Raw genomic sequence first — 12,016 nt, forward strand, 5'->3', positions numbered from 1 at the left:
CTCTGCCCGGCATAGCACGACACCGAATGGCCAATGGAATAGCACCCGAAATGGAAAGCGCATACCTGCAACAAGCAGCCGAGCCTCAGACTTCACTGGAGATCCGCCTGCCCTGGGTTGTCTCCAGCGCCTGGCAAACCTTGCTGACCAACACCCCGCTCGATTTCGAAACCAGCAAAGAGCTTTACCCGCAACTCAAGGAGCAGGCACAAGAGGTCTTGGGCAAAGCGCTGTGCCAGCAAATCCGGGGTTTCGTTGAGGATCCGCAACTGACCAGTATGATCGTGCGTAATTGCCCACGCGATCGCGATGTGCCTCCTACCCCTTACTCTGGTGTGCTCAGCCCGCGCAGTACGCCAATTGCCTGTCTGGTCAGCCTGACCATGCAGAACCTGATGGGTATCAACCCGGTTGTCTATGAGGGAGAAAATGATGGTCGGCTGTTTCGCCATGTAATCCCGGCCCGTACGTCATCCAGCCAAAAGAGCTCGCATGGCTCTCGGCTGCGCTTTTCCTATCACGTCGACAATCCCGACCTGCCATTGTCTTCCGAGCCGCTGGGTACGGTTTCCTGCTGCCCGGAATACCTGTCGTTCTTTGGCATGCGCTGTGATCCACGTATCAGCACAACCTTGGTCAACCTTGATGCAGTGATCGCATCGCTGCCCTTGGCTACCGTGCGCGAACTGTGCGAAGCGCAATTCGAAATCCGCCGCCCTGACTCGTTCACCGGTAACCGCCGCTGCACCGCCGAGCTGCCGGTGCTGGTGCGTGGCCATTCAGGCGAGTGGTTATGCCGCTTCGACAGCGAGAACACCCACGGGCTGAACCTGCGCGCCGAGCAGGCCCTGGCCACCCTGCGCGGCTTGTTGGAAACCCGGCGTTTCGATGAGCCACACCTGCTGCTGCCAGGCGATTTCATGATCTTCAAGAACCAGCGCGTGCTGCATGCCCGCGATGGCTTCGAGCCGCAAAACGACGGCGCTGACCGTTGGCTGCTGCGGGTGTTCGCTGTCAACGATCTGAACCGGGTGCGCTTCGCCCGGGCCGACCACCTTTACGAAGTGCTCTCCTGATCAATCTTCATTTTTCGACGGAATTACTGCTATGGAACTGTTAGGCGCTTACTGGGCGGAACACTGGCTGCTGGCGATCCTGCTACTGGGCGCAATTGCCTTTGTCGCGGGCTTCGTGGACAGCATTGCCGGTGGGGGCGGGTTGTTCCTGGTACCAGGGTTTCTGCTGGTGGGCATGCCGCCTCAGGTAGCCCTGGGGCAGGAAAAACTGGTCAGTACGCTGGGCACGCTGGCTGCCATCCGCAACTTCCTGGCCAACAGCAAGATGGTCTGGCAGGTGGCGCTGGTAGGCGTGCCTTTCTCACTACTCGGCGCCTACCTGGGGGCGCACCTGATCGTGTCGATCTCTCAGGAAACCGTAGGCAAGATCATTCTGGCGTTGATCCCTTTCGGCATCCTCATCTTCCTCACCCCCAAAGACCGCCCGATAGAGGAGCGAGAGCTGTCGGCGCGGATGCTCTACACCGTCGTGCCGTTGACCTGCCTGGCCATCGGTTTTTACGACGGCTTCTTCGGCCCAGGTACTGGCAGCATGTTCATCATCGCCTTCCACTACCTGCTGCGCATGGACCTGGTTTCCAGTTCGGCCAACTCCAAGACCTTCAACTTCGCCTCCAACATCGGTGCGCTGGTCGCATTCATCATGGCCGGCAAGGTGGTCTACCTGCTGGCGCTACCGCTGGTGGCCTGCAACATCCTCGGCAATCACATGGGCAGTGCACTGGCACTGCGCAAAGGCAACGACGTGGTGCGCAAGGCGCTGGTGTTTTCGATGCTGTGCCTGTTCACCAGCCTTGGCGTGAAGTACCTGGTCTGACATTACCTTCTGGGAGACAAACCTGATGAAAACTGCATTCGTGACCGGCGCCTCCTCAGGCTTTGGCCGGGCCATATGCCGCACCCTGGTTGCCAAGGGCTATCGCGTGATCGGTGGCGCCCGCCGTATGGACAAGCTGCAGGCACTGGAGCATGAACTTGGCGACAACTTCATTCCACTGGCGCTGGATGTGACCGATGGGCAGTCGATCAGCGCAGCGGTTTCGCAGATCAACGAAGCTGCGCCGGCCATCGATGTGCTGGTCAACAACGCAGGGTTGGCGCTGGGTATCGAGCGGGCCCAGGCCTGCAGCGCCGAGAACTGGCAGCGCATGATCGACACCAACATCACCGGCCTGGCCATGGTCACCCATGCGGTATTGCCGCAGATGGTCCAGGCCGACAGCGGCATGATCATCAACATTGGTTCGATTGCCGGCACTTATCCCTACCCGGGGGGCAACGTTTATGGCGCGAGCAAGGCGTTCGTGCGTCAGTTCAGCCTGAACCTGCGCGCCGATCTGGCTGGGACCCGTGTGCGGGTCAGCAACATCGAGCCCGGGCTGTGTTCCGGGACCGATTTTTCGGTGGTGCGCCTGAACGGTGACCTGAATGCAGTGGATGCGCTGTACCGTGATGTGCAGGCGATTCTGCCCGAGGACATTGCCGCTACGGTTGCGTGGATCGCAGAACAGCCGCCACACGTAAATATCAACACGCTCGAAATCATGCCGGTGGCGCAGAGCAGCGCGGCCTTGAATGTGGCGCGCAATCTGCCGCCTTGCTGATCGGGGTCAATCGCACTTTTGGCATTCTTGGCTAGTCTTAACGGTTGGCGGCATCACTTTGCCGCCACCGTGATGACCCGAGGCGCCGGCAATGCCCCGAGCGCCCGAAACCTGATCAGGAGTGCACGATGGACCTCAACCGTCGGCAATTCTTCAAGGTCGCCGCTGTCGGCCTTGGAGGCTCGAGCCTGGCGGCGTTGGGCATGGCCCCGACGCCGGCCTTCGCCGAGCAGGTGCGCCACTTCAAGCTGGCGCACACCAAGGAAACCCGCAACACCTGTCCCTACTGCTCGGTCGGCTGCGGCTTGATCCTCTACAGCCAGGGCGATGCGGGCAAGAACGTCAAACAGAACATCATTCATATCGAAGGCGACGCCGACCACCCGGTCAATCGCGGCACTCTGTGCCCGAAAGGCGCCGGTCTGCTGGACTTTATCCACAGCGAGAGCCGCCTCAAATACCCCGAGGTACGCAAGGCGGGCAGCAAGGAGTGGGTGCGGGTCAGTTGGGACGAGGCGCTCGACCGCGTTGCCCTACTGATGAAGCAGGACCGCGACGCCAACTTCATCGAAAAGAACGCCCAGGGGCAAACCGTCAACCGCTGGCTTACCACCGGTTTTCTCGCTGCCTCCGCCGCCTCCAGCGAGGCCGGCTATCTGACCCACAAGGTCATCCGCGCAACCGGCATGCTGGGGTTCGATAACCAGGCACGTGTCTGACATGGCCCGACGGTGGCAAGTCTTGCCCCGACGTACGGCCGTGGCGCCATGACCAACCATTGGTCAGATATCGCCAACGCGAATCTGGTCCTGGTGATGGGTGGCAACGCAGCAGAAGCGCACCCGTGCGGCTTCAAGTGGGTGACCGAGGCCAAGGCGCACAACAAGGCGCGGCTGATCGTGGTCGACCCGCGGTTTACCCGTACCGCCTCGGTGGCGGACTACTACGCGCCAATTCGTACCGGCAGCGACATCGCCTTCATGGGCGGGTTGATCAACTACCTGCTGAGCAATGACAAGATCCAGCACGAGTACGTGCGCAACTACACCGACGTTTCGTTCATCGTCAAAGAAACCTATGGTTTCGAAGACGGGCTGTTCAGTGGCTACGACGCGGCCAAGCGCGTGTATGCCGACAAGTCCGGCTGGGGTTACGAACTGGGCGAGGACGGCTTCGCCAAGGTCGACCCGACCCTGCAGCACCCGCGTTGCGTGTTCCAGCTGATGAAGCAGCATTACAGCCGCTACACCCCCGAACTGGCGAGCATGACCTGTGGCATGCCGCAGGACGCCATGATGAAGATCTGGGAAGAGATCGCCACCTGCTCGGTACCGGGCAAGACCATGACGATCCTCTATGCACTGGGCTGGACGCAGCATTCGATCGGCGCGCAGATCATCCGCAGTGCCGCCATGGTCCAGTTGCTGCTGGGCAACGTCGGCATGCCGGGTGGCGGGGTCAATGCCCTGCGCGGGCATTCCAACATCCAGGGCCTGACCGACCTTGGTTTGCTGTCCAACTCGCTACCGGGCTATTTGAGCCTGCCAGGGGATGCCGAGCAGGACTATGCCGCCTACATTGACAAGCGGGCCTCCAAGCCGCTGCGCCCTGGGCAGCTGTCCTACTGGCAGAACTACGGCAAGTTCCATGTCAGCCTGATGAAGGCCTGGTATGGCGCCAATGCCACGGCAGAAAACAACTGGGGCTACGACTGGTTGCCCAAGCTCGATGTGCCGGCCTATGACGTGCTGCGCATGTTCGAGATGATGAGCCAAGGCAAGGTCAACGGTTACTTCTGCCAAGGCTTCAACCCGATCGCCGCGTTGCCGGACAAGAACCGCGTGACCGCTGCCCTGGGCAAGCTCAAGTGGCTGGTGGTCATGGACCCGCTGGCCACCGAGACCTCGGAGTTCTGGCGCAATGCCGGGCCCTTTAACGATGTCGACACGGCCAATATCCAGACCGAAGTGATCCGCCTGCCCACCACCTGTTTCGCCGAGGAGGATGGTTCGCTGGTCAACAGCAGCCGCTGGCTGCAGTGGCACTGGAAGGGCGCTGACGGCCCGGGCGAGACCCGCACCGACGTGCAGATCATGAGCGAGTTGTTCCTGCGCATGCGTCAGCGCTATCAGACAGAGGGTGGCACTTACCCTGATCCGATCATGAACATTAGTTGGCCCTACAAGCTGCCTGACGAGCCGTCCCCGGAGGAACTGGCCAAGGAAATGAACGGCTGGGCGGTCACTGATGTGACCGACCCCACCGGCGCGCTCATCAAGGCCGGGCAACAGTTGGCAGGCTTCGGCCAGCTCAAGGACGACGGCAGCACTGCGTCCGGCTGCTGGATCTTCGCCGGTTGCTGGACCGAGCAGGGCAACCAGATGGCGCGGCGCGACAACAGCGACCCGTACGGCATGCACCAGGCGCAGAACTGGGCCTGGGCCTGGCCGGCCAACCGCCGCATCCTTTACAACCGTGCCTCCAGCGACCTGCAAGGCAAGCCATGGGACCCGGAGAAAAAGCGCCTGGTATGGTGGAACGGCAAGGCCTGGACAGGCACCGACGTGCCCGACTTCAAGGTCGACTCGCCACCGGAAGCGGGCATGAACCCGTTCATCATGAACCCCGAGGGCGTGGCGCGGTTTTTTGCCATCGACAAGATGGCCGAAGGGCCGTTCCCCGAGCACTACGAGCCGTTCGAGACACCGATCGGCATCAACCCGCTGCACCCGAAGAACAACAAGGCCACCAGCAACCCGGCCGGGCGGATCTTCGATTCGGTGTGGGACACCCTCGGCAAGCACGACGAATTCCCCTATGCGGCTACGACGTATCGGCTGACCGAGCACTTCCACTTCTGGAGCAAGCATTGCCGGCTCAACGCCATTGCCCAGCCCGAGCAGTTCGTCGAGATCGGTGAGGTGCTGGCCAACGAGAAAGGCATCAAGGCGGGGGACCGGGTGCGGGTATCGAGCAAGCGCGGGCATATCGAAGCGGTGGCGGTGGTGACCAAGCGGATTCGCCCGTTGCAGGTCAACAACCAGACCGTGCACCAGATCGGCATTCCTTTGCACTGGGGCTTCACCGGCGCGACACGGCACGGTTACCTGACCAACACCTTGGTGCCCTTCCTCGGTGACGGCAACACGCAAACGCCGGAGTCCAAGTCGTTCCTCGTCAAAGTGGAGAAACTCTGATGGCCAGCCAAGACATCATCGCCCGCTCGGCCACCACCACCGTACCGCCTTCGGTACGTCAGCAGGAGGAAGTCGCCAAGTTGATCGACACCACCAAGTGCATCGGCTGCAAGGCCTGCCAGGTGGCGTGTTCGGAGTGGAATGAACTGCGTGACGAGGTCGGCCACAACCACGGTACCTACGACAATCCCCAGGACCTGACGGCCGATACCTGGACCCTGATGCGCTTTACCGAACACGAGCGCGACGACGGCAACCTGGAGTGGCTGATCCGCAAGGACGGCTGCATGCATTGCGCCGAGCCGGGTTGCCTGAAGGCCTGCCCGAGCCCGGGTGCGATCATCAAGCACGCTAACGGCATCGTCGATTTCAACCAGGACCATTGCATCGGCTGTGGCTACTGCATCACTGGCTGCCCGTTCAACATTCCGCGCATCTCGCAGAAAGACCACAAGGCCTACAAGTGCTCGCTGTGTTCCGACCGCGTGAGCGTGGGCCTGGAGCCTGCCTGCGTGAAAACCTGCCCGACCGGCGCGATCGTCTTCGGCAGCAAGGACGAAATGAAGGTGCATGCTGCCGAACGCATCGTCGACCTCAAATCGCGTGGCTACGACAACGCCGGTCTCTACGACCCGGACGGCGTCGGTGGCACGCACGTGATGTATGTACTGCACCATGCCGATACGCCCAGGCTGTATGCCGGTCTGCCGGACCAGCCGGTGATCAGCCCGCTGGTGGGCTTGTGGAAGGGCATCACCAAGCCGCTGGCGCTGCTGGCGATGGGCGCGGCGGTGCTGGCGGGGTTCTTCCACTATGTGCGGGTTGGCCCGCAGCGGGTCGAGGAGGACGAACACCCCACCACCACGCCACCTGATGACAGCGTGCACCAGGTGGACCCGGCGGTGCATGTCTACGATCCGAAGCAGCCCGGTGGGCAAGGGGAGCAGCGGCCATGAACGACGACAAACCCATCCTTCGCTACAACGCCAACGAGCGGACCAACCACTGGATCGTCGCCATCCTGTTCGTGCTGGCCGGGCTTTCGGGGCTGGCGCTGTTCCATCCGGCGCTGTTCTGGCTCAGCCATCTGTTCGGCGGCGGGCCGTGGACACGCATCCTGCACCCCTTCATCGGGGTGGCCATGTTCGTGTTCTTTCTGTTCCTGGTGGTGCGTTTCTGGCGCGCCAACTTCATCACTGCCAACGACCGCCTGTGGCTGCGCCGCATTGACCGGGTAATGCTCAACAAGGAGGAGGGCGTGCCGCCGATCGGCAAGTACAACGCTGGGCAGAAGCTGCTGTTCTGGACGTTGTTGGTGTGCATGCTGGTGTTGCTGCTCAGCGGCCTGGTGATCTGGCGTGCGTATTTCAGCCATTTCTTCGACATAGGTTCGATTCGCCTGGCGTCGTTGGCCCATGCGCTGGCGGGCTTCGTGCTGATTCTCAGCATCATCGTGCACATCTACGCCGGTATCTGGATCAAGGGTTCGATCGGCGCCATGCTGCATGGCTGGGTCAGCCGCGCCTGGGCACGCAAACACCATCAGTTGTGGTACCGCGAGGTGACCGGCGACAAGACGCCGAGTGACCATGGACGTAAAGAAGGATGAACGCTTGAGCACGATACTCGAACCGGGGCAGATCGAAGCGTCGGCGGTGATGCCGCCGTTTCTGCACCTGCCGCCCGCCAACCTGTTCGAACTGCGCGCCCTGCGCCTCGAACAGCTCGCTGCAGGGCATGCCCTTGGCGACTACCTGCGTCTGATCGCTCGGCTGTGTCGCATTCAGCAGCAGCTTGTGGATAACCCGCCTGGTGGTTTGCCAGTCGCCGATGACCGACAGCGCCTGTGCATAAGTCATGGCTTGCCACCCCTCGCGGCCGACGGCCTGGTACGCGAGGGGCCGTGGCTGGCGTGGTTGCAGGCACTGATCGATCATTTCGACGGCGAGGCCAGTGGCCCTTTGGCGGCAGCATTGCAGGCACTGCGCGGCAGTGATGACAGCCAGCGCAAAGGCTGGGGGAGCGCATTGCTGGCGGGGCAGTACGACGCTGTGCCTGTAGCACTGGTGCCGTTTCTGGGGGCCGCGCTGCAGGCGGCCTGGTCCAGCTGGTTGCTGGCACTGCCATCACATGAACTCAAGCCGTCGGGCAGTCAGGCCCAGTGCCCGGCCTGTGGTTCGCCGGCCATGGCCGCAGTGGTGCGTAACCGCGGCAAGCACAACGGCCTGCGTTACCTGGCGTGCTCCTTGTGTGCGTGCGAATGGCATGTGGTGCGGGTCAAGTGCGTGTATTGCGAATCGAGCAAGGGCTTGCGCTACACCAGTCTGGAGGATGACCGCCATGCGCCGGGCAAGGCGCCGCTGCGGGCAGAGTGCTGCCCGGGGTGCAATACCTACCTGAAACAGAATTACCTTGAGAACGACGCTGCTGCCGAGCCGTTGGCCGATGACCTGGCCAGCCTGGCGCTGGATATCCGGTTGGACGAGGAGGGCTTTCATCGGCTGGCACCCAACCTGATGCTGGCGCCGGGTGGTGGGTGAGTGTCTACACTGCACAATTGATTTGCCCTCATCGCCGGCAAGTCGGCTCCCACAGCTATTTCACTGCTCCCGAGAGCGATGCAGTTCTGTAGGAGCTGGCTTGCCGGCGATGAGGCCCGAACAGACAATGGATAAGGTAGTACCTGATGTCTTCAAGCCTCGCTAGCAATACGCCACGGCTCCCTTCCATCGACACCCTGCTACGTCACCCGGCCTGCCTCCCGCTGATCGAGCGTCATGGCCGCGACGCAGTGCTCGCCACCCTGCGCCAACTGCTCGACGACCTGCGCGAACCTGTTCGCAACGGCCAGCTCGACGCTGCCGAACTGGGCGCTGAAATCCTCCTGGGCCGCAGCGGCGAGCGCCTGGCCCTCCAGCAGCGCAGCCAGGTACGACGCGTCTTCAACCTTACCGGCACGGTACTGCACACCAACCTCGGTCGTGCCCTGTTGCCTGAGGAAGCCGTTGAAGCCATGCAGACCGCCGCCCGCTATCCGCTTAACCTGGAGTTTGACCTTGCCACCGGCAAGCGTGGCGATCGAGATGATCTCATCGAAGGGCTGATCCGCGAGCTGACCGGCGCCGAAGCGGTCACCGTGGTCAACAACAACGCGGCCGCCGTGCTGCTTGCGCTCAACAGCCTGGGCGCGCGCAAGGAGGGCATCATTTCCCGCGGTGAGCTGATCGAGATCGGCGGCGCCTTTCGCATTCCCGACATCATGGCCCGTGCCGGTGTACGCCTGCACGAGATCGGCACCACCAACCGCACCCATGCCCGCGACTACGAAGCTGCCATCGGCCCGCGTACCGGCTTGTTGATGCGGGTGCATTGCAGCAACTACAGCATCCAGGGTTTCACCACCCAGGTGCCTACCGCGGAGCTCGCGCGAATCGCCCATCAGCATGATCTGCCGCTGCTGGAAGACCTGGGCAGCGGCAGCCTGCTCGACCTGACCCGCTGGGGCCTGCCCGCCGAACCGACCGTGCGCCAGGCCCTGGCCGATGGCGCGGATATCGTGACCTTCAGCGGTGACAAGCTGCTTGGCGGCCCCCAGGCCGGGATCATCGTTGGTCGCAAGGATTTGATCGCGAGGATCAAGAAGAACCCGCTGAAACGTGCACTGCGCGTCGACAAAATCACCCTCGCTGCCCTCGAAGCCGTGCTGGCGCTGTACCGCAACCCGGACAAGCTGGTCGAGCGCTTGCCCAGCCTGCGCCTGTTGACCCGCAGCCAGGCTGAAATCCACGCCCAGGCCGAGCGCCTGGCACCCGAGCTCAAGGCCCGTCTCGGGGGGCAATGGGCCGTCAGCGTCGAGCCGGCGCTCGGCATGATCGGCAGCGGCAGCCAGCCGGTTGCACGCCTGCCCAGCGCCGCGCTGTGCCTGCGCCCACAGGTGTCGAAGAAACTGCGCGGGCGCAGCCTGCATGTGCTGGAACGCGCCTTGCGCGATCTTGCGGTGCCCGTGCTCGGCCGTATCGACGATGACGCGCTGTGGCTCGACCTGCGTCAGCTGGACGACGAAGCTCAGTGGTTGGCGCAGTTACCGGCCCTGCAATTGGGGCCAGTGCAGTGATCATTGGTACCGCTGGCCACATCGACCACGGCAAGACCGCATTGCTCCAGGCCCTGACCGGGCAGGCCGGCGACCATCGCCAGGAAGAACGCGAGCGCGGCATGACCATCGATCTGGGCTATCGCTATGCCGCCCTGGCTGAAGGCGCGCCATTGACGGGCTTCATCGATGTGCCCGGCCACGAGCGTTTCATCCACAACATGCTTGCTGGCGCCCATGGTATCGATCTGGTGTTGCTGGTGGTGGCTGCTGATGACGGCGTCATGCCGCAGACCCGTGAGCACCTGGCGATCATTGAGTTGTTGGGCATTCCCCTGGCACTGGTAGCAATAAGCAAGTGCGACCGGGTCGCGCCGGTGCGCGTGGCCGAAGTGCAGGTGCAGATTGCACAGTTGCTGGCGCCCGGGCCTTATGCCGGGGCAGCGCAGTTCCCGCTGTCGAGTGTTACCGGCGAGGGGGTCGAGGCGCTGCGTCATGCTTTGCTCGCGGCGGGCGAGGGCTTGAAGCAGCGCAGCGTGCGTGGCGGCTTTCGGTTGGCTATCGACCGCGCCTTCGCGGTCACCGGGGCTGGCCTGGTGGTCACGGGTACGGCGCTGGCCGGGCGTGTCAGCGCGGGTGATACGTTATTGCTCGGCAAGGCCGGTAAAGCAGTGCGGGTACGCGGTCTGCATGCGCAAAACCAGGCGGCGCTGGTGGCTGAAGCGGGACAGCGTGTGGCGCTGAACATTGCAGCCGAGCGCCTCGCGGTTGAGCAGGTGCGCCGTGGCGATTGGCTGGTATCGCAATGGCTGCACGCGCCCAGCACACGGGTCGATATCGAACTGCAGCTGCTCGCCGGCGAGTCCCGCCCTTTCGAACATTTCAGCGCCGTGCACGTACATCTGGGGACTCAGGACGTCACCGCACGGGTCGCCCTGCTCGAAGGCGAGCGGCTGCCTGCTGGTCAGCGCATGTTCGCCCAATTGTTGCTCAATGCGCCGCTGCAAGCCGTGCATGGCGACCGCCTGGTGCTGCGTGACCAGCGTGCCCAACGCACCCTTGGCGGCGGTACGGTGCTGGACCCGTTCGCACCGAGCCGGCAGCGTCGCAGCGAGGCGCGCTTGTGCCAGTTGAAGGTGCTGCGTGATGCCAAGGGCCTGGAGCAAGCCTTGATGGCGTTGCTCGACACCGCGCCAGGTGGGCTCGACCCACAGCGGCTTGAACGCCAGTTCAACCGCTTGCGTGAGGGCTGGCAATTACCAGCTGACGTGCTGGTGGTCGCAACCAGGCAAGGCCAGTTGTTATTCGCTAAAGCCCAGTGGCAGGCGCTCAAACACCAGGTGCGCGAACAACTGGCGTTGTTCCACGAGCAGGAACCCGACCAGCTGGGCCCGGACCGTGACCGCCTGCGGCGCTTCGCCGCCTTGCCAGTCGAGCGTCCCGCATTCGTCAGCCTGCTCGAGGAGATGCTCGGCGAAGGCACTATTGCCAGCAGCGGGCCGTGGTTGCATCTGCCTGGTCACAAGGTGCAGTTGAGCGAGGCCGACAGTGCGCTATGGTCGCGGCTGCAGCCGAGGTTGCTGGAAGGGCGGTTCGATCCGCCTTGGGTGCGGACGCTGGCCAGCGAAGAGAAATGTGCCGAGGCGGATGTGCGCCTGTTGTTGCGAAAGTTGGCCAGGCTTGGCGTAGTGCATCAGGTGGTACGTGACCTGTTCTACCCTGAGGCGACGCTACAGCGCATGGCAGAGCTGCTGCTTGGGCAAGCGAATGAAACACCGATAGTGCAGGTGGCCGCATTTCGCGATATGTTGGGCATCGGTCGCAAGCGCAGTGTGCAGATTCTGGAATACTTCGACCGTATCGGCCTGACCCGCAGGGTTGCCGATCAGCGTCACATCCGCGCCGACAGCGCCCTGGCCCAGCAGCAGGCCAGGCACTGAGTTCAAGGAAGGCAATCGCGCCCGGTGGCGCGGCCGGGCTTCAAACCCGGTTGGGGACGGCAGCCGTTCCCGGGCAGGTTCGACTCCCGCTGCCTTCCGCCAATTT

The 12,016-nt window shown here is 63.0% G+C and carries 9 protein-coding genes and 1 tRNA gene; all 10 read left to right on the top strand.

The genetic code is table 11. The annotated features are described in order from the left end of the window. The first annotated feature begins 50 nt into the window (after window positions 1-50). The 10 genes from JET17_RS02705 (at window position 51) to JET17_RS02750 (ending at window position 12,012) form a co-directional block, all read left to right on the top strand. Window positions 51-1,076 carry a TauD/TfdA family dioxygenase gene (locus tag JET17_RS02705; RefSeq protein ID WP_042111104.1) on the top strand — a complete coding sequence of 342 codons (1,026 nt, stop codon included), beginning with the start codon at window positions 51-53 and terminating at the stop codon, window positions 1,074-1,076. A gap of 31 nt (window positions 1,077-1,107) precedes the next feature. Next, window positions 1,108-1,893, top strand: coding sequence for a sulfite exporter TauE/SafE family protein (locus JET17_RS02710; RefSeq protein ID WP_012312482.1), 786 nt, complete (start codon window positions 1,108-1,110; stop codon window positions 1,891-1,893). Between the two features lie 25 nt (window positions 1,894-1,918). Continuing rightward, complete coding sequence (locus JET17_RS02715) at window positions 1,919-2,680, top strand: SDR family NAD(P)-dependent oxidoreductase (RefSeq protein ID WP_012312483.1); 762 nt, start codon at window positions 1,919-1,921, stop codon at window positions 2,678-2,680. Window positions 2,681-2,808: 128 nt separating this feature from the next. Continuing rightward, the gene (fdnG, locus tag JET17_RS02720; RefSeq protein WP_150105113.1) at window positions 2,809-5,877 is read left to right on the top strand and encodes a formate dehydrogenase-N subunit alpha; all 3,069 of its coding nucleotides are present in this window, start codon (window positions 2,809-2,811) and stop codon (window positions 5,875-5,877) included. Further along, window positions 5,877-6,833, top strand: coding sequence for a formate dehydrogenase subunit beta (fdxH, locus tag JET17_RS02725; protein ID WP_012312486.1), 957 nt, complete (start codon window positions 5,877-5,879; stop codon window positions 6,831-6,833). The genes fdnG and fdxH overlap by 1 nt, the downstream gene beginning before the upstream one ends. Further along, complete coding sequence (locus JET17_RS02730; protein ID WP_012312487.1) at window positions 6,830-7,486, top strand: formate dehydrogenase subunit gamma; 657 nt, start codon at window positions 6,830-6,832, stop codon at window positions 7,484-7,486. The genes fdxH and JET17_RS02730 overlap by 4 nt, the downstream gene beginning before the upstream one ends. 4 nt (window positions 7,487-7,490) lie before the next feature. Continuing rightward, complete coding sequence (fdhE, locus tag JET17_RS02735) at window positions 7,491-8,417, top strand: formate dehydrogenase accessory protein FdhE (RefSeq protein ID WP_042111105.1); 927 nt, start codon at window positions 7,491-7,493, stop codon at window positions 8,415-8,417. Window positions 8,418-8,563: 146 nt separating this feature from the next. Continuing rightward, on the top strand, window positions 8,564-9,991 hold the full coding sequence (gene selA / locus JET17_RS02740; RefSeq protein WP_012312489.1) for an L-seryl-tRNA(Sec) selenium transferase: 1,428 nt from the start codon (window positions 8,564-8,566) through the stop codon (window positions 9,989-9,991). Beyond that, on the top strand, window positions 9,988-11,910 hold the full coding sequence (gene selB / locus JET17_RS02745) for a selenocysteine-specific translation elongation factor (protein WP_012312490.1): 1,923 nt from the start codon (window positions 9,988-9,990) through the stop codon (window positions 11,908-11,910). Before selA ends, selB begins: the two co-directional genes overlap by 4 nt. Before the next feature lie 6 nt (window positions 11,911-11,916). Then, window positions 11,917-12,012: transfer RNA gene (locus tag JET17_RS02750), tRNA-Sec, on the top strand. Window positions 12,013-12,016 lie beyond the last annotated feature (4 nt).

Source organism: Pseudomonas putida (assembly GCF_016406145.1).
GTDB classification, from domain to species: Bacteria; Pseudomonadota; Gammaproteobacteria; order Pseudomonadales; family Pseudomonadaceae; genus Aquipseudomonas; species Aquipseudomonas putida_E.